We start from the raw sequence: 18,108 nt of genomic DNA on the forward strand, positions 1-18,108 counted from the left end.
GGACCCCGAACTGAGCACCAAGGAGTAACTCAAGTGGCACGCGTCAAGCGGGCAGTGAACGCCCAGAAGAAGCGCCGGGTCGTCCTGGAGCGCGCCAGCGGCTACCGCGGCCAGCGCTCGCGGCTCTACCGCAAGGCCAAGGAGCAGGTCACCCACTCGCTGGTCTACAGCTACAACGACCGGCGCAAGAACAAGGGCAACTTCCGTCGCCTGTGGATCCAGCGCATCAACGCCGCCGCGCGTGCGCAGGGCCTGACCTACAACCGGTTCATCCAGGGCCTGAACCTGGCCGGTGTCGAGGTCGACCGCAAGATCCTCGCCGACCTCGCCGTCAACGACGTCGCCGCGTTCAACGCGCTCGTCGAGACCGCGAAGGCCGCCCTGCCCGAGGACGTCAACGCGCCCAAGGTCTCCGCCTGAGCGCCACCCCGCTGAGCGCGGGCAACGCCCGCATCAAGCAGCTGCGTCGGTTGAGCCGCCGCTCGGAACGCTCCGAGCGGCGGCTCTTCCTCGCCGAGGGTCGCCATGCGGTAGAGGCCGCGCTGGAGGCCGGCGCGGTCGTCGAGGTCTTCGCCCGCCCCGACACCGACGACCTGCGTCCCGAGCTCCCCGACGGCGTGTCGCTGACCTGGGTCGACGAGCGGGCTCTCAAGGCACTCACCGAATCGGTGACCCCCGCCGGTGTGGTGGCGCTGTGCCGGTTCGTCGACGTACCGCTCGAGGAGGCGCTCGTCGGCGGGTACGTCGCGATCTGTGCTGACGTCAACGACCCGGGCAACGCCGGCACGGTGATCCGCTGTGCCGACGCCGCAGGCGCCGGCGGCGTGGTGCTGGCCGGCCGGTCCGTGGACCTCTACAACGGCAAGACCGTGCGTGCCACCGCGGGCAGCGCGTTCCACGTGCCGGTCACGACCGGTGTCGGGGCGACGGACGCCGTTCGAGCCGCCCAGGCGGCCGGGTACGCCGTCCTCGCCACCGAGGCCCGCGGCGAGGTCGACCTCCTCGACGCCGCCGAGCTCCTCGCCCGGCCGACGGCGTGGCTGTTCGGCAACGAGGCACACGGTCTGCCGCCTGACCTGGCGGCGGCGGCCGACCACCGGGTCCGCATCCCGATCCTGGGCCGCGCCGAGAGCCTCAACCTGTCGACGGCCGCGGCGGTGTGCCTCTACGCCTCGGCGGCGGCGCAGCGCGCCTCTGGCTAGGGTCGTCCCATGGTCGACGTCCTGGACGCGCTCGCGGACGGCGTCGTGCTGGCCGGTGCCGACGGCGTGGTGACCACGGTCAACACGGTGGCCGGCCGCTACCTCGGGGTCGACCCCGAGGCCGCCGTCGGCCGCTCGCTGGCCGAGGTGCTGGCGCTGCGCGACCACGACGGCCGGGACTGGTGCTCGGTCAACCAGCCGTACGACGGCCTCGGCACCCGCACCGCCGTGCCCGAGCAGTCGTGGCTCCTGCCCGACGGCACCGAGGCCCTCGTCGTCGCCCGGCTCCACCGCGACGCGCGCGACCGGCCCGTCGAGCTGGTCGCGGTCAGCCTGCGCTCGGGTCGCGGCCGGGCCCGGCTGGACCGCGAGCGCTCGGACCTCGTCGCGACGCTCGCCCACGAGCTCCGGTCGCCGCTGACCGGCGTCAAGGGGTTCGTGCAGGCCCTGCTCAACCGGTGGGACCGGCTCAACGACGACCAGAAGAAGCTGATGCTCACGACCGTGAGCGCCGACGCGGACCGGCTCAGCCGGCTGATCACCGAGCTGCTCGACGTGGCTCGCATCGACACCGGGCGGCTCCAGCTGCACCCCCGCCCGGTCGACCTCGCGGAGCTGGTCCGCCGCGTGGTCGACTCGGTGAGCGCCAGCACCAGCCGGCCGGTGCTCCTCGAGGCGGAGGCGGACCTGCCGGAGCTCACCGTCGACCCCGACAAGTTCGTGCAGGTCGTCACCAACCTGGTCGAGAACGGTGTCCGTCACGGCGAGGGCGCGGTCCGGGTCGTGCTGGCCGCCGAGGGGGCCCCGGCCACCGCCGTCCGGCTCGTCGTCACCGACGAGGGGGACGGCATCGACCCCGAGCTGCGCCGCCGGGTCTTCACGAAGTTCTGGACCTCCGGCCGCAGCGGGGGATCCGGCCTGGGCCTCTACCTGGTGCACGGCCTGGTCGAGGCGCACGGGGGGACGGTGACGATCGGCGACGCGGAGGGCGGCGGGGCGCGGCTGACGGTCACGCTCCCGGTCCCGTCCGAGGCCGGGCCGCGGGAGGGCTCAGTCCCCGTCCGGTAGCCGCCGCTCCAGGGCCTCGACGCGCTGCGAGATCTCCTCCAGCCGCGCGAGGATCTCGCGCTCGAGGTCGGTCGTCAGGCGCTGCACGGGCCGCTCCTCGTTGCGGATGAAGAGTGCGGCCAACGTGGCGCTGAGCAGGGAGAGCAGCAGGAACCCGGCGACGATCAGGACCGCGGAGACGATGGTCGCCGTGGTCGAGGCCGGCGGGCCGTACACGTAGCCGACCGTCGTCATCAGGCACAGCGCCCACCACAGGCCGCCCCAGAAGCTGCCGACGGTGTCGGACTCGAACGCCGCCGCCGCGCCGGCGCCGCCGAGCAGGCAGACCAGGCCGATGACCAGGGCGGGGAGCAGGACGGTGCGCTCGATCTGGGGCAGGCTCACGCTGTCGATTCTGGCGCGGCGGGTCCGCGCGTGGAACCGGTTCGCCGCCGGAGGCTGCCGGTTCCTAGACTCGTCCCCGTGTCAGGCCCCAACACCGACTACGACCCCGTGGAGGTCACCGCCTTGAAGCCCGAGGAGGTCGAGGCCGCGCGCGACGCTGCCCTCGCCGCGATCGCGGCCGCCGCCGACCTCGCGGCGCTCAAGCAGGTGCGCATCGACCACGCCGGCGACCGCTCGCCACTCGCCCTCGCCAACCGCGAGATCGGGGCGCTCCCGCCCGCGGCGCGCAAGGAGGCGGGCCAGCGGATCGGTCAGGCCCGCGGCGCGGTCAACCAGGCCCTCGCGGCCCGGCAGCAGGTGCTCGAGGCCGAGCACGAGGAGCGGATGCTGGTCGAGGACACCGTCGACGTCACGCTGGCCACCGACCGGGTACCGGTCGGCGCCCGTCACCCCCTGACCACCGGCGCCGAGCTGATCGCGGACATCTTCGTGGCGATGGGCTGGGAGGTCGCCGAGGGGCCGGTCATCGAGGCCGAGTGGCTCAACTTCGACGCCCTCAACCTCGGGCCCGACCACCCGGCCCGCACCATGCAGGACACGTTCTGGACCGACCCCGCCGAGGACCACCTGGTGCTGCGCACCCACACCTCGCCGGTCCAGGCCCGCACCATGCTCTCGCGGACCCCACCGATCTATGTCGTCTGCCCGGGCCGGGTCTTCCGCACCGACGAGTACGACGCCACGCACAGCCCGGTCTTCCACCAGGTCGAGGGCCTGGCCGTCGACGAGGGCATCACGATGGCCCACCTCAAGGGGACCCTCGACCACTTCGCGGCCCAGATGTTCGGCGAGGGCATCAGCACGCGCTTCCGCCCGTCGTACTTCCCCTTCACCGAGCCCAGCGCCGAGGTCGACCTGGTCTGCTTCGTCTGCCGCGGCGCCGGCACCCTCGACGGCGCGCCGTGCCGCACCTGCCGCGGCGAGGGCTGGATCGAGTGGGGCGGCTGCGGCGTGGTCAACCCGCGCGTGCTGACCGCCTGCGGGGTCGACGCCGAGCGCTACACCGGCTTCGCGTTCGGCATGGGCATCGACCGGACGCTGATGTTCCGCCACGGCATCGAGGACCTGCGCGAGCTCTTCGAGGGCGACGTCCGCTTCACCACCGCCTTCGGAACGGAGCTGTAGACCGATGAAGGCAGCCGCCTCCTGGATCCGCGAGTACGTCGACCTGCCGGCCGACGTCACGACCGACGACCTCACCCACCGGCTCACGGGCCTCGGGCTCAAGCTCGAGGCGATCGAGAGCGCCGGCGCCGGCATCTCCGGACCGCTCGTCGTCGGCCGCGTGCTGACGATGGCGCCCGAGCCGCAGAAGAACGGCAAGACCATCAACTGGTGCACCGTCGACGTGGGTGACGCGAACGGCACCGGCGAGCCCCAGGGCATCGTCTGCGGGGCCCACAACTTCGCCCCGGGCGACCTGGTCGTCGTCGTGCTCCCCGGCGGCGTGCTGCCCGGTGGGTTCGAGATCTCGGCGCGCAAGACCTACGGCCACGTCTCGGCCGGCATGATCTGCTCGGCCCGCGAGCTGGGCCTCGGCGAGGACCACGACGGCATCATCGTGCTGCCCGCGGACGCCGGCGAGCCCGGCGACGACGCGTTCGACGTGCTCGGCCTGCGCGAGGAGGTCATCGAGTTCGAGATCAACCCCGACCGCGCCTACGCCCTGTCGCTGCGCGGCATCGCCCGCGAGGCGGCGCTCGCGTACGACGCGCCGTACCGCGACCCGGCCGACCGGGTCGTGCCGGAGCCGAACGACGCCGGCTACCCGGTCGAGATCGACGACCCCGCCGGCTGCGCGCTGTTCGTCGCGCGCCGGGTGACCGGCTTCGACCCGGCCGCGCCGACCCCGGACTGGATGGCCCGGCGCCTCCAGCAGGCCGGCATGCGCCCGATCTCGCTGGCCGTCGACGTCACCAACTACGTCATGCTCGAGACCGGACGGCCGATCCACGGCTACGACGCCGCGAAGCTGCAGGGGACCATCCGGGTGCGCCGGGCTCGTGAGGGCGAGCGCCTGACGACGCTCGACGGCGTCGACCGAGCGCTCTCGCCCGAGGACCTCGTGGTCACCGACGACTCCGGCCTGATCGGCCTCGGCGGGGTCATGGGTGGCGAGACGACCGAGATGTCGGGGTCGACCACCGACATCCTGGTCGAGGCGGCGCACTGGGACGCGGTCTCGATGTTCCGCACCGGCAAGCGGCACAAGATCGCCTCCGAGGCCGGCAAGCGCAACGAGCGCGGCGTCGACCCGGTCATCACCCCGGCGGCGGCCGACCGCGTCGTCGAGCTGCTGACGACGTACGGCGGCGGCTCGGTCGACCCCGGCGTCACGGTCGTCGGCACCCCTCCGACGGCGTCGCCCATCACCATCACGCCCGACCTGCCCGCCCGGGTGACCGGCATCGCGATCGACGAGGCGACCACGGTCGCCAACCTCGAGGCGGTCGGCTGCGCCGTCGAGCGGGGCGACGGCACCCTCACCGCGACGCCGCCTCCGTGGCGTCCAGACCTCACCGACCCCTTCGACCTGGTCGAGGAGGTCGCGCGGATCGTCGGCTACGACCAGGTGCCCTCGGTGCTGCCGCGCGAGGCGGCCGGTCGCGGGCTGAGCCGTGAGCAGCGGCTGCGCCGCCGGGTCGGCCGCACCCTCGCCGGCGCCGGCTGCGTCGAGGTGATCAGCTTCCCGTTCGTGGGCGACGCCGCCCTCGACGCGCTCGGCCTGCCCGCCGACGACCCGCTGCGCCGCACGGTGCGGCTGGCGAACCCGCTGTCGAGCGAGGAGCCGTCGTACACCACCACCCTGCTGCCCGGGCTGCTCAAGGCCGCGGCCCGCAACCTCGGGCGGGGCGCGTCCGGTGTCGCGCTCTTCGAGACCGGCACGGTCGCGTTCCCCGTGGACCGCGGTCCCGCGCCGATCTACGGGGTCGACTGGCGGCCCAGCAGCGACGAGCTGGCCAAGCTCCTCGACGCCATCCCCGAGCAGCCACTGCACCTCGCGGTCGTGCTCGCCGGCGAGCGGGAGCGCGCGGGCTGGTGGGGCGCCGGTCGCGAGGCCGGCTGGGCCGACGCGGTCGCGATCGTCCGACGGTTGGCGGCGGAGCTGGGCGTGGACGTCCAGGTCGCCCAGGGCAACCGGCCGCCCTGGCACCCCGGCCGCTGCGCCGAGCTGACCGTCGCCGGCTCGCACCTGGGCCACGCGGGCGAGCTGCACCCCAAGGTCGCGCAGGCCTTCGGGCTGCCGGCCCGGTCCGCGGCGGTCGAGCTCGACCTCGACCTCCTCATGCGGCACGCGCGGGACGTGACCCCGGGCCCGGTGTTCTCGACCTACCCGGTGGCCAAGGAGGACGTCGCGCTCGTCGTCGACGCGCGGGTGACGGCCGCGGAGGTGGAGGCGGCGCTGCGCGAGGGCGCCGGGCCGCTGCTGGAGTCGATCCGGCTCTTCGACGTCTACACCGGCGACCAGGTGGAGCCGGGACGCAAGTCGCTCGCCTTCGCCCTGCGGTTCCGTGCGCCCGACCGGACGCTGACCGAGGAGGAGACCGGCGCGGCGCGCGACGCGGCCGTCACGCTGGCCGCCGAGCGGACCGGTGCCGTCCAGCGCAGCTGACGGGCCGCAGGCTCCCCGGCTCGCGGTCCTCGACGACGTCAGGTGGGACGGGGAGCCCGTCCCCGGGGAGCGCACCCACGCGCTGCTGCGGGCCCTGGCCGACGCCGGCGCCCGCGGTCTGAGCGAGGCCGGGCTGGTCGAGGAGGTGTGGGGCGACGACGTCCCGGCCAACCCGACCAAGGCGCTGCAGGTCGTGGTGTCCCGGGCCCGCTCGGCCACCGCGCCCGAGGTCATCGAGCGCACCGGGCACGGCTACCGGCTGGCCCTCGCGGAACGCGACGTGGACGCCTGGGCGCTGCGGCCCGAGGGGCTGCGGCTCGCCGCGGCGGGGGAGTACGACGCGGCGTTGCCGCTGCTGGAGCGCGCGGCACCCGACGACGAGGTGGTCGCCGCCCTGCTCCGCGCGGTCGCCGGGGTGCGTGGGGTGCCGGCCGCGCTCGAGCGCTACGAGACGTACCGCGCGGGGCTCGCCGACCGCCTCGGCATCGACCCCGGCCCGGAGCTCCGGGCGCTGCACGCCGAGCTCCTCGCGCGCGACCGGCCGGTCCGCGAGGGCCTGCTCTACGAGTCCTCGCCGCTGATCGGCCGGGACCACGACGTCGCAGCGCTGGCGGCGATGGTGCGCGCCTCCCGCGTCACCTCGATCGTCGGGGCCGGGGGGCTGGGGAAGACCCGCCTCGCCCACCTGATGGGCCGGCTCGCGGAGCAGCCGGTCGTGCACTTCGTGGCCCTCGCCGGCGTGACGTCGCCCGAGGGGGTCGCCGTCGAGGTCGGCGACGTGCTGGGCGTCCGCGACTCGGTCGCCGGCGGCCTCGTCTCGGTCGCAGCGCGCAGCACCGACCTCGTCGGGCGCATCGTCGACCAGGTCGGCACCGCGCCGGCGCTGTTGATCCTCGACAACTGCGAGCACCTCGTCGACGCCGTCGCCGACCTCGTGCAGGTGCTGGTGACCCGCACGCCGGCCCTGCGGGTCCTGACCACCAGCCGCGCACCGCTCGGCATCGCTGCGGAGCGCGTCTACCTGCTGCCGCAGCTGACCCTGGACGACGCCGTCGAGCTGTTCCTCGAGCGCGCCACGGCCGCCCGTCCGGGCGCCCGCCTCGTGGATACCGAGGTTCGGTCGCTGGTCGGCCGGCTGGACGGCCTGCCGCTCGCGGTCGAGCTGGCGGCGGCCAAGGTGCGCGTCATGTCGGTGGCGGAGATCGAGCGCCGGCTCGCCGACCGGTTCGCGCTCCTGCGCGGTGGTGCGCGTGAGGCACCGGAGCGGCACCAGACCCTGCTCGCGGTCATCGACTGGAGCTGGAACCTCCTCGACGGCGAGCAGCAGTCGGCACTGCGCCGGCTCTCGGTGTTCCGGGACGGCTTCTCGCTCGCCGGCGCCGACGCGGTGGTGGGCGGCGACGCGCTCGTCCCGCTCTCGGCGCTGGTCGACCAGTCCCTCGTCACGGTGGTCGAGGGAGCCGGCGGGCTGCGCTACCGGATGCTGGAGACGGTGCGCGAGTTCGGCCAGCTGCAGCTCGCGCAGACCGGGGACGAGACGCAGTCCCACGCCCGGATGCGGGAGTGGCTCGTGGACCTCGCCCTCGCGTCCGGACGTCGGCTCTTCGGTGCCGGGCAGGTCGAGACCATGACGTCGATCCGCGCGGAGGAGGGCAACCTCGTCGACGTGCTGCGCCGTGCCCTGGAGGACGCGGACGTGCCCACCGTCGTCGCGACGATGGCCTGCCTGGCGGACTTCTGGACGATCGAGGGCAGCCACCTCAAGGTCGTCAACCTGTCCCACGAGGTCGAGGACCTGCTCGTCGAGGCGGAGGTGGCCCCGGAGCTCGAGGAGGCCCTCCGCACGACGCTCGTGGCGATCGCGTTCAACACGATGATCTTCTCCGACACGCTCGAGGGTCGGTCCTTCGACCGGCTCGAGCGGCTCGGCGCCGGGAAGCGGACGACCCGCGGCGAGATCACCGCCGAGGTGCTGCTGAGCTGGCGCCGCAGCATCGCGGCGGGCTCGGTCGACGGGCTCGAGGAGCTGTGCGCCGACCCCGACCCGGCCATCGCCCAGATCGCCCTGCAGTGGTCGAGCCAGTTCCACGAGAACCAGGGCGAGGTGCAGCTGGCCCGCGCCCGGGCCCTCGAGGCGCTGCGCCTGGCCGACGACGACACCGGGCCGTGGACCGCGGCGCTGGTCCGCGCCCAGCTCGCCGGCCTCACCATGCAGGTGGGGGACATGGCCGAGGCGATCGAGCACACGGTCGCGGCCATCCCGGTGCTCGACGCGCTCGGCGCCCACGAGGACGTCGCCCAGCTCAAGGCGGTGCTCGCCGTCGGCGCGATGGAGGCCGGTCGGCTCGACGAGGCGGCGCGGCTCTTCGACGACATCGAGACCGACGAGGCGGGGACCGGGATCTTCGGTGGGGCGATCATCCTGCTCTGCGGCCGCGCCGAGCTCGCGCTCGCGCTGGGCCGCACCGACGAGGGCCTGCTGCGCTACCGCGACGCCGTCACGACCTTGAAGGCCCGGACCTTCCCCGCCCTCGGCGCCGTGGTCGGGTACGAGCCCTGGGTCCTCTACGCCGCCTCGGCGGCCGTCGCCGCCCACGTGCGCCACGGGCGCCAGGCGGACGTGGCGGACCTGCGCGACGAGCTGCAGCGCAAGGTGCCGGTGCTGCTGGATGGTGCGGTCGGGTTCCTGGACTTCCCGGTCTGCGGCACGATGCTCTTCGCGCTCGCCGTCTGGGAGCTCGCCTCCGACCCGGACCCGGCGCGCGCCCGGTCCGGTGCGCAGCTGCTCGCCCACGCCGACCGGTTCGGCTACAACCGCCAGATGCCGAGCCTCGCCTGGGCGCCGGCCCTCGCCCTCGCCGAGGCAGCCCTCCCGGGCGAGGTGGCGCGGTGCGCCGCCGCCCTCGCGGACCGCCGGCCCACCGACCTGCGCGACGACGCCAAGCACCTCCTCGCGGGCCTCTCCTGACCGACTGCGCCGCTGGGGGAGGCCGGGTCCCTGTCGGCGGCGGTTTCATCATGGTCTGTCGGTGAACCTGCACTTCCCATGGTGGGCATGCCGTGGGAAGTGCAGGTTCGCCTGCATACCGTGATGAACCGGCGACAGGTGGGGTCGGCGCATGCGCGAGCAGACCTGCCCTCGGCTCACCGGGTTTCGACGCGCCCGTCGCGGGCGCTCGCACGCTCGCACCCGCGTCGCTCGCTCAACCTGGCCGGCCGACGCCGTGCGCGAGCGAGCTCGCGCACGGCTGGCCGTCTCACATCTTGCGGTTGTAGGAGCGGACCGAGAGGGGGAGGAAGACCGCGACCACGACCGCGCAGCCGAGCAGTGCCCAGCCGACGTTCGCCGTGACCTGGCCGTCGTTCATCAGGTCGCGCAGCGCGTCGATCACCAGCGTCACGGGGTTGACGGCCACGAAGTGCTGGAGCCAGCCGGGCAGCGTGCTGACCGGGACGAACGCGTCGGAGAGGAACGTCAGCGGGAACATGATCATCATCGAGATGCCCTGCACCGCCTGGGCGCTGCGGGCCTTGGTGCCGAGGAACGTGAAGATCCAGGCCAGCGACCAGCCGGCGACGATCGTCAGCAGCCACCCGCCGACCACCCCGGGCACGCCGCCGCCGGGGCGGTAGCCCATGACCAGGCCGGTGAGGATGGTCAGCGTCGCGGCGGTGCCGTAGCGGACCAGGTCTGCGATCGCGGGCCCGACGAGAGGGGCGATGCGGGCGATCGGCAGCGACTTGAACCGGTCGAAGACGCCCTTGTCCATGTCCTCGCGCAGCTGGATGCCGGTCGCCATGCACGCCGTCAGCGCGGTCTGGGCGAGGATGCCCGTGATCAGGATCGGCAGGTAGTCCTGGACGCTGCCCGAGATCGCGCCGCCGAAGATGTAGGCGAACATCGCCGTGAACAGCAGCGGCTGGACCGTGACGTCGAACCACTGCTCGGGGTTGCGGCGCATCTTCTTCAGCGCCCGCCAGGCCATCGCCAGGCTCTGGTCGACGGTGTCGCGCAGCGACGGTCGAATGGCCACGGGGCGGTCGAGCACCTCGGTGGTCTCGTGCTCGGCGAGCAGGGTCGTGGTCATCGGACTGCCTCCATCTCCGGGGTCGGGTGCTCGTGGGTCTCGTCCTCGGCGCCGTGGCCGGTGATGGCCATGAACACCTCGTCGAGGGTCGGCTTCTGGACGGTCGCGCTCGCGATCGACAGGCCCGACTGGCGCAGGGCGATCAGCACGTCGGCCGCCCGGTTGGCATCGGTCAGGGCGGCGTTCATGCCGCCGGCCTCGGGGGTCAGGACCGGCTCCTCGCCGAGCACCCGGCGTACGACAGCGACGGCGTCGCCCGTCTCCGACGGCTCGGCCATCCGCAGCTGCAGCGTGGAGCTGCCGACGGAGGTCTTGAGCTCGTCGGGCGTGCCCTCGGCGACCTTCCGACCCCGGTCGATGACGGCGATCCGCCCGGCCAGCTGGTCGGCCTCGTCGAGGTACTGGGTGGTGAGCAGGACCGTGCAGCCGTCGCGTACCAGCTCGCGGATGGTCTCCCACATCTGGCCCCGCGTGCGCGGGTCGAGGCCGGTGGTCGGCTCGTCCAGGAAGATCAGCGGGGGCCGACTGATCAGGCTGGCGGCCAGGTCCAGGCGCCGGCGCATGCCCCCGGAGAACGCGCTGATCTGCTTGTCCCGCGCCTCCGCCAGCCCGAACCGGTCGAGCAGCTCGGTCGCGGTAGCGCGGGCCCGGGCGCTCGAGAGCCCCTGGAGCCGCCCGAAGAGCCAGAGGTTCTCCGCGCCGGTCAGGTTCTCGTCGACCGAGGCGTACTGTCCGGTGACGCCCACCAGCTGCCGCACCATGTGCGGGTGCCGCCGGACGTCGACCCCGAAGATGCTGGCGTCGCCGCCGTCGACGGGGAGCAGGGTGGCGAGCATCTTCAGGGTCGTGGTCTTGCCCGCGCCGTTGGGGCCGAGCACGCCGAAGACCTCGCCACGCCGGACCTCGAGGTGGATCCCGTCGACGGCCCGGAAGTCGCCGAAGGTCTTGACCAGCCCGGTGGCCGAGACGGCCAGGTCGGTGTCAGTCACTCGTGTCATGGCGACACCGTGCACCCGGCCGGTTTCAGTGCGCCTTCACGCCGGTTTCAGTTGATCGGGTGGCTCACGCACGCGAGGAACCGGTCGTGGACCTGCCGGTCCCCGGCGACCGAGATCTCGTCGTCGCCGCCGCGACGCCACAGCCACGCGTCCAGCGCGCCGGACGGGCCGTCGACGACGGTGTCCGGCTCGCGACGGGGATCGGCGACGACGGCGATGTCGTCGACGTCGTGGGTCGTCCCCTCGGGGTCGGTGCCGACGAAGCGGCCGAGCTGCACCCACACCGAGTCACCGGTGTCGGTGAGGTCGACGCGGACGACCTCCTCCGACGGCGTGAACGAGCCCCACGGGGGCTTGCCCCCGAACATCACGTCGAGCGCCTCCTGGACGCCGTCGGCGGCGAGCCTGGGGTCGAGTGGGGTGGGCGTGCCGGCCGTCAGCTCGGCGTCGAGCCGGTGGATCAGCGCCTCGTGCGCCTGGCGGCGGAGGATGAAGCCCGCGGTGTGGTCGGCCGACCACGTCCACGTCTCGGCGGTGGGGTCGACGCCGTCGAGCTGCGCCGCGAGCAGCGCCGCGCCCTCGTCGAAGTAGGCGAGGAGGCCGGCATGGGTCTCGGGCCGTGGCGCGTGGCTGTAGTCGTCCGGTCCGGCCGGCCGCTGGCGCAGCATCGTCGCCCAGAAGTGCTGCACCTCACCGAGGTGCCACAGGAGGTCGTCGGCGTCCCAGTCCGGGCAGCTCGGCACCCGGGCCTGCGGGTCGCACGCGGCGAGGACGTCGCGGAAGCGCGCCGACTCGTGCTCGATGTGGTGGCGGTAGTCGTCGTCGGACAGTCGCGTCATGCCGCGAACCTAGGTCCTCGCGCCGACCCGGTGCACCCGGGTTACATCCCCCGCTTCATGAACATGCAGTCTCATGTATAGTCATGCACATGTCGACCAGGATCGCCGTCGCCGGGGCCAGCGGGTACGCCGGGGGCGAGCTGCTGCGCCTGCTCCTCGGCCACCCGGACGTCGAGATCGGCGCACTCACCGGTGCGTCGAACGCCGGCCAGGCCCTCGGCGCCCTGCAGCCGCACCTCGTGCCCCTGGCCGACAGGGTGCTCGAGCAGACCACCGTCGAAACCCTCCGCGGCCACGACGTGGTGTTCCTCGCCCTCCCGCACGGGGAGTCCGGCGCCGTGGCCGCGCAGCTCGGCGCCGACACGGTCGTGATCGACTGCGGCGCGGACTTCCGCCTCGCCGACAGCGCGGCCTGGGAGAAGTTCTACGGGAGCAGCCACGCAGGCACCTGGCCCTACGGGCTGCCCGAGCTGCCCGGTCAGCGCGACGTCCTGCGCAGGGCCACCCGGATCGCCGTCCCGGGCTGCTACCCGACCGTCTCGACCCTCACCCTCGCGCCGGCCGTGGCCGCAGGCATCGTCGAGCCCGACGTCACCATCGTCGCCGCCTCGGGCACCAGCGGCGCGGGCAAGGCCGCCAAGCCGCACCTGCTCGGCAGCGAGGTGATGGGCAACGCCAGCGCTTACGGCGTCGGGGGAGTGCACCGGCACACGCCGGAGATCACCCAGAACCTCTCGGGCCTGGTCGAGGGCACCGTCCGCGTGAGCTTCACCCCGCTCCTCGTGCCGATGTCCCGCGGCATCCTGGCCACCTGCTCGGCCCCGCTAACGGCCGACGTCACCGCGGACGAGGCGCACGCCGTCTACGCGAAGGCCTACGCCGACGAGCGCTTCGTGCACCTGCTGCCGCCGGGACAGTGGCCACAGACCCAGTCGGTGACCGGCTCCAACGCCGTCCACCTCCAGGTCACCGTCGACCCCGACGCACACCGCCTGGTCGCCGTCGGCGCCGTCGACAACCTCGCCAAGGGCACGGCCGGCGCCGCCGTCCAGTGCATGAACCTGGCCCTCGGCCTCGACGAGGGCCTCGGCCTCACCACCGTAGGAGTGGCTCCCTGATGAGTGTCACCGCCCCCCACGGCTTCCGGGCCGCCGGCGTCGCCGCCGGCCTGAAGTCCACCGGTGCCAAGGACGTAGCGCTCGTCGTCAACGACGGGCCCACCTTCGACTCCGCGAGCGTGTTCACGTCCAACCGCTGCAAGGCCAACCCGGTGCTGTGGAGCCAGGAAGTCGTCAAGGACGGCGTCGTCCGGGCGGTGTTCCTCAACTCCGGTGGCGCCAACTGCTACACCGGCCCCGAGGGCTTCCAGACCACGCACGCGGTCGCCGAGGAGGTCGCGGGACGGCTCGGCATCGGTCCGGTCGACGTGGTCGTCTGCTCGACCGGGCTCATCGGGCTGACCAACGACCGCGACCAGGTGCTGGCCGGCGCCGCCGCGGCGTACGACGCCCTCGCGGCCGACGGGGGAGACGACGCCGCCCACGCGATCATGACCACCGACTCGGTCAGCAAGCAGGTCGTCGTCGAGGGAGCCGGCTGGAGCATCGGCGGGATGGCCAAGGGCGCCGGCATGCTCGCCCCGCAGCTCGCGACGATGCTCGTCGTCCTCACCACCGACGCCGTCGTCCCGGCGGCGGACCTGGACACCGCACTCCGCGTCGCCACGCGGGTCAGCTTCGACCGGCTCGACTCCGACGGCTGCATGTCGACCAACGACACCGTCACCGTGCTGGCCAGCGGTGCCAACGGCATCACTCCCAGCCTCGACGACTTCACGGCTGCGCTCACCCGTGCCTGCACGGACCTCGCGATGCAGCTGCTCGCCGACGCGGAGGGGGCCGACCACGAGATAGCGATCACCGTGCTCAACGCGGCGACCGAGGACGAGGCCGTCGAGGTCGGGCGCAGTGTCGCGCGCTCCAACCTCTTCAAGGCCGCCGTCTTCGGCAAGGACCCCAACTGGGGCCGGGTGCTCGCCAGCATCGGCACCACGGACGCGCGGTTCGACCCGGCAGACCTCGACGTCGCGATGAACGGCGTCTGGGTGTGCCGGCGGTCCACGCCCCACGCCGACCCCGCCGGCGTCGACCTCGAGCCCCGCGAGGTCAGCGTGACCGTCGACCTCAAGGCCGGGCCGGCGCGGGCGACCGTCTGGACCAACGACCTCACCCACGCCTACGTCCACGAGAACAGCGCGTACTCCTCATGAGCATCGACCACGTCCCCCACGACCCGAGCAAGCCGGATCCGGCGAAGGCCCGCACCCTCGCGGCGGCCCTGCCCTGGCTCAAGCGCTACCACGGCAAGATCGTCGTGGTGAAGTACGGCGGCAACGCGATGACCGACGACACGCTCAAACGCGCGTTCGCCGAGGACGTCGCGTTCCTGCGGTTCGCCGGGTTCAAGCCCGTCGTCGTGCACGGCGGGGGCCCGCAGATCTCCACGATGCTCGACCGGCTCGGCATCGAGTCGGAGTTCCGGGGCGGGCTGCGCGTCACCACGCCCGAGGCCATGGACGTGGTCCGGATGGTGCTCGTCGGCCAGGTCCAGCGCGAGCTGGTCGGACTGATCAACGAGCACGGTCCGCTCGCGGTCGGCTGCTCCGGCGAGGACGCGGGGCTGTTCACCGCGACCACGACCGGCACGGTGGTCGATGGCGAGGAGGTCGACCTCGGCCTGGTGGGCGAGGTCACCGAGGTGCGTCCGGAGTCCGTCCTCGACCTCATCGAGGCGGGGCGCATCCCGGTCGTCTCGAGCGTCGCGCCCGACGTGGCCGGCCAGGTGCACAACGTCAACGCCGACTCCGCGGCGGCGGCGCTCGCGGTCGCCCTGGGTGCCGAGAAGCTGCTCGTCCTCACCGACGTCGAGGGCCTCTACCTCGACTGGCCGGACTCCGACGACGTCATCGGCGAGATCAGCCCCGAGGCGCTCGCCGAGATCCTGCCGACGCTGGCCTCGGGCATGATCCCCAAGATGGGAGCGTGCCTGCAGGCCGTCCAGAACGGCGTCCCGCGGGCCACCGTCGTGGACGGGCGCGAGCCGCACGCCGTCCTGCTCGAGCTGTTCACCGACGAGGGCGTCGGCACGCAGGTCCTGCCCGGCGTGGAGACGAAGACCCGGAAGGCCAGGGACTCCCAGTGACGGTCCAGGAGCGCTACGCCGCCAGCCTGATGAACACCTTCGGCCCACCGAGGCTCGTCCTGGTGCGCGGCGAGGGCGCCCACGTCTGGGACGCCGACGGCACCGAGTACGTCGACCTCCTCGGCGGCATCGCGGTCAACGCCCTCGGCCACGCCCACCCCGCCCTGGTCGAGGCGGTCACGACCCAGCTGCGGACGCTGGGGCACGTCTCCAACTTCTTCACCTCCGAGCCGCAGGTCGAGCTCGCGGAGAAGCTGCTCGAGCTCCTCGGCCTCGGCGCCGGCGGCGGCAAGGTGTTCTTCACGAACTCGGGGACCGAGGCCAACGAGGCCGCGTTCAAGCTGACCCGACGCACCGGTCGCACCCACGTCGTCGCGGCCGAGGGCTCCTTCCACGGGCGCACGATGGGCGCGCTCGCGCTGACGTCGAAGGAGGCCTACCGGTCCCCGTTCGAGCCGCTGCCGGGCGACGTCACCTTCGTCCCGTACGGCGACGCCGACGCGCTCGCCGCCGCGGTGACCGACGAGACCGCGGCCGTGCTGCTCGAGCCCCTCCAGGGCGAGGCGGGCGTCGTCGTACCGCCCGAGGGGTACCTCGCCGCGGCCCGGGCGGTCGCCGCCCGGCACGGCGCCCTGCTCTGGTTCGACGAGGTGCAGACCGGCATGGGCAGGACCGGCCGCTGGTTCGCCCACGGCGACGTGGTGCCCGACGTGGTGACGGTCGCGAAGGGCCTCGGCGGTGGGCTCCCGATCGGCGCCTGCATCGGCATCGGTGCCGCCGGCGACCTGCTCCAGCCGGGCAACCACGGCACGACCTTCGGCGGCAACCCCGTCGCCTGCGCCGCCGCGCTCGCGGTGATCCGGACGATCGCGGACGAGGGCCTGCTGGAGCACGCCACGGTGCTCGGCGCGGAGCTGCGCGACGGCCTCGCCGCCGACCCGCGAGTGGCCGAGGTGCGCGGGGCGGGCCTGCTGATCGGGCTCGACCTGGTCGCCGACGCGTCCGCCGATGTGGTCGCGGCCGCCCAGCGTGCCGGGTTCATCCTCAACAACCCGACGCCACGCCGGATCCGGCTCGCACCTCCGCTGGTGCTGACGGAGGAGGATGCCCACGCGTTCCTGGCCGCCTGGCCGGGGATCCTGGACGAGGCCGTCGGCCCGATCGCGGCCCGGGGGAAGGTGGAGACCGCATGAGGCACTTCCTGGCTGACGACGACCTGACCCCCGACGAGCAGGCGCAGGTGCTCGACCTCGCGCTCGAGCTGAAGCAGGCGCCGTACGACGCCAAGCCGCTGGCCGGCCCGCGGACCGTGGCGATGATCTTCGACAAGCAGACGCTGCGCACGCAGGCGTCGTTCGCCGCCGGCATCGCCGAGCTCGGCGGCTTCCCGATGACGGTCGACGGCGCCCTGGCCGGCATCGGGGTGCGCGAGTCGGTGCACGACGTCGCCCGCGTGCTGGGACGACAGGCGTCGATGATCGTGTGGCGCACCTACGCACAGAGCCGGCTGGAGGAGATGGCCGAGCACGCCGGGGTGCCCGTGGTCAACGCCCTCACCGACGACTTCCACCCCTGCCAGCTGCTGGCCGACCTGCTCACCGTCCGCGAGCACAAGGGCCGGCTCGCCGGGCTCGTCGTGGCGTTCGTGGGCGACGGCGCGTGCAACATGGGCAACTCGTGGCTGCTGGCCGGCGCGACCGCCGGCATGCACGTGCGGATCAGCGCCCCCGACGGCTACGCGCCTGCCGAGGAGATGTTCGACCGGGCCCGCGCGATCGCCGCCACCACCGGCGGCTCCAGCGTGCTGGAGCCCGACCCGGTCGCCGCCGTCAGCGGTGCCGACGTCGTGGTGACCGACACCTGGATCTCGATGGGCAAGGAGGACGAGGCGGCGGCGCGGGCGGCGGTCTTCGCGCCGTACTCGGTCACCGCCGAGCTGCTCGCGCAGGCCGAGCCCGACGCCATCGTCATGCACTGCCTGCCGGCCTACCGGGGCAAGGAGATCGACGCCGAGGTCATCGACGGGCCGCAGAGCGTCGTGTGGGACGAGGCGGAGAACCGCCGTCACGCCCAGAAGGCGGTCCTCAGCTTCCTGCTGGAGCAGGCGACATGAGCACCGCCCTGAGGCCGACGACCAAGAACGCGCGGCACCAGCGCATCGTCGAGCTGGTGACCCACCAGGAGGTGCGCTCGCAGAGCGAGCTCGCCGACCTGCTCGCCGAGAGCGGCCTGCGGGTCACCCAGGCGACCTTGTCCCGCGACCTGGTCGAGCTGGACGCGATCAAGGTGCGCGCGCCGTCCGGTGCCCTGGTCTACGCGGTGCCCGCCGAGGGCGGCGACCGGCGCCCGGCGGCACCGGTGGAGACGGCGGCCGCCGGCCAGCGTCTCGCCCGGCTGTGCGGCGAGCTCCTCGTGAGCGCGGAGGCCAGCGCCAACCTCGTCGTGCTCCGCACGCCGCCCGGCGCCGCCCAGTTCCTCGCGTCGGCCTTCGACCGTGCCGAGTTCCCCGAGGTCCTCGGCACCATCGCCGGCGACGACACCGTCCTGGTGATCGGCCGCGAGCCCGACGGTGGCGACGCCCTCGCCCACCGCTTCCTGGCCCTGGCCGACTCCCACGCGCAGTCCTGAACCGTCCCAGCAACCCGAAGGAATCGA

The 18,108-nt window shown here is 73.5% G+C and carries 16 protein-coding genes; 12 read left to right on the plus strand and 4 right to left on the minus strand.

The genetic code is table 11. The features are described from left to right. Nucleotides 1-33: 33 nt before the first annotated feature. From rplT to ACILRH_RS06365, 3 genes are read left to right on the plus strand one after another with little or no spacing between them, the layout of a single operon-like run. Nucleotides 34-420: a 50S ribosomal protein L20 gene (gene rplT / locus ACILRH_RS06355; protein ID WP_395658686.1), complete on the plus strand. Its 387-nt coding sequence runs from the start codon at nucleotides 34-36 to the stop codon at nucleotides 418-420. A gap of 32 nt (nucleotides 421-452) precedes the next feature. Continuing rightward, on the plus strand, nucleotides 453-1,202 hold the full coding sequence (locus tag ACILRH_RS06360; protein WP_395692083.1) for a TrmH family RNA methyltransferase: 750 nt from the start codon (nucleotides 453-455) through the stop codon (nucleotides 1,200-1,202). Between the two features lie 9 nt (nucleotides 1,203-1,211). Next, nucleotides 1,212-2,270 (plus strand): ATP-binding protein, encoded by a 1,059-nt coding sequence (locus ACILRH_RS06365; protein ID WP_395691677.1) that lies wholly within the window; start codon nucleotides 1,212-1,214, stop codon nucleotides 2,268-2,270. Here ACILRH_RS06365 and ACILRH_RS06370 read toward each other — a convergent pair. Then, nucleotides 2,253-2,654 carry an ion channel gene (locus ACILRH_RS06370; RefSeq protein ID WP_395691679.1) on the minus strand — a complete coding sequence of 134 codons (402 nt, stop codon included), beginning with the start codon at nucleotides 2,652-2,654 and terminating at the stop codon, nucleotides 2,253-2,255. The two genes, ACILRH_RS06365 and ACILRH_RS06370, sit on opposite strands and share 18 nt — an antisense overlap. Nucleotides 2,655-2,732: 78 nt before the next feature. On the opposite strand from ACILRH_RS06370, the gene pheS reads away from it, so the two are divergent. The 3 genes from pheS to ACILRH_RS06385 are packed head-to-tail and all read left to right on the plus strand — an operon-like array spanning nucleotide 2,733 to nucleotide 9,295. Then, entirely contained in the window at nucleotides 2,733-3,839 is a 1,107-nt protein-coding gene (gene pheS / locus ACILRH_RS06375; protein WP_395691681.1) for a phenylalanine--tRNA ligase subunit alpha, read from the plus strand. Between the two features lie 4 nt (nucleotides 3,840-3,843). Continuing rightward, the gene (gene pheT / locus ACILRH_RS06380; RefSeq protein ID WP_395691682.1) at nucleotides 3,844-6,327 is read left to right on the plus strand and encodes a phenylalanine--tRNA ligase subunit beta; all 2,484 of its coding nucleotides are present in this window, start codon (nucleotides 3,844-3,846) and stop codon (nucleotides 6,325-6,327) included. Then, nucleotides 6,308-9,295: an ATP-binding protein gene (locus ACILRH_RS06385; RefSeq protein WP_395691684.1), complete on the plus strand. Its 2,988-nt coding sequence runs from the start codon at nucleotides 6,308-6,310 to the stop codon at nucleotides 9,293-9,295. Before pheT ends, ACILRH_RS06385 begins: the two co-directional genes overlap by 20 nt. A 289-nt stretch (nucleotides 9,296-9,584) precedes the next feature. On the opposite strand, the gene ACILRH_RS06390 is transcribed toward ACILRH_RS06385, so the two are convergent. From ACILRH_RS06390 to ACILRH_RS06400, 3 genes are read right to left on the minus strand one after another with little or no spacing between them, the layout of a single operon-like run. Then, nucleotides 9,585-10,415 (minus strand): ABC transporter permease, encoded by an 831-nt coding sequence (locus ACILRH_RS06390; RefSeq protein WP_395691685.1) that lies wholly within the window; start codon nucleotides 10,413-10,415, stop codon nucleotides 9,585-9,587. Beyond that, a complete protein-coding gene (locus tag ACILRH_RS06395) occupies nucleotides 10,412-11,413 on the minus strand; it encodes an ATP-binding cassette domain-containing protein (RefSeq protein WP_395691686.1) in 1,002 nt (333 codons plus the stop codon). Before ACILRH_RS06395 ends, ACILRH_RS06390 begins: the two co-directional genes overlap by 4 nt. Nucleotides 11,414-11,460: 47 nt before the next feature. Next, the gene (locus tag ACILRH_RS06400) at nucleotides 11,461-12,252 is read right to left on the minus strand and encodes a maleylpyruvate isomerase family mycothiol-dependent enzyme (protein WP_395691687.1); all 792 of its coding nucleotides are present in this window, start codon (nucleotides 12,250-12,252) and stop codon (nucleotides 11,461-11,463) included. Nucleotides 12,253-12,341: 89 nt separating this feature from the next. Between ACILRH_RS06400 and argC the strand changes: the two genes are divergently transcribed. Genes argC through ACILRH_RS06430 form a run of 6 tightly spaced genes read left to right on the plus strand, consistent with a single transcriptional unit; the run spans nucleotide 12,342 to nucleotide 18,081 of the window. Continuing rightward, complete coding sequence (gene argC, locus ACILRH_RS06405; protein ID WP_395691689.1) at nucleotides 12,342-13,370, plus strand: N-acetyl-gamma-glutamyl-phosphate reductase; 1,029 nt, start codon at nucleotides 12,342-12,344, stop codon at nucleotides 13,368-13,370. Then, on the plus strand, nucleotides 13,370-14,521 hold the full coding sequence (gene argJ / locus ACILRH_RS06410; protein WP_395691690.1) for a bifunctional glutamate N-acetyltransferase/amino-acid acetyltransferase ArgJ: 1,152 nt from the start codon (nucleotides 13,370-13,372) through the stop codon (nucleotides 14,519-14,521). The genes argC and argJ overlap by 1 nt, the downstream gene beginning before the upstream one ends. Next, nucleotides 14,518-15,453 carry an acetylglutamate kinase gene (argB, locus tag ACILRH_RS06415; RefSeq protein WP_395691692.1) on the plus strand — a complete coding sequence of 312 codons (936 nt, stop codon included), beginning with the start codon at nucleotides 14,518-14,520 and terminating at the stop codon, nucleotides 15,451-15,453. The genes argJ and argB overlap by 4 nt, the downstream gene beginning before the upstream one ends. Continuing rightward, nucleotides 15,450-16,646, plus strand: coding sequence for an acetylornithine transaminase (locus tag ACILRH_RS06420; protein ID WP_395691694.1), 1,197 nt, complete (start codon nucleotides 15,450-15,452; stop codon nucleotides 16,644-16,646). Before argB ends, ACILRH_RS06420 begins: the two co-directional genes overlap by 4 nt. After that, a complete protein-coding gene (gene argF, locus ACILRH_RS06425) occupies nucleotides 16,643-17,566 on the plus strand; it encodes an ornithine carbamoyltransferase (RefSeq protein ID WP_395691696.1) in 924 nt (307 codons plus the stop codon). Before ACILRH_RS06420 ends, argF begins: the two co-directional genes overlap by 4 nt. Then, the gene (locus ACILRH_RS06430; protein ID WP_395691697.1) at nucleotides 17,563-18,081 is read left to right on the plus strand and encodes an arginine repressor; all 519 of its coding nucleotides are present in this window, start codon (nucleotides 17,563-17,565) and stop codon (nucleotides 18,079-18,081) included. Before argF ends, ACILRH_RS06430 begins: the two co-directional genes overlap by 4 nt. The last annotated feature ends 27 nt before the right edge of the window (nucleotides 18,082-18,108 follow it).

It is taken from the genome of Nocardioides sp., assembly GCF_044226765.1.
GTDB lineage: Bacteria > Actinomycetota > Actinomycetes > Propionibacteriales > Nocardioidaceae > Nocardioides.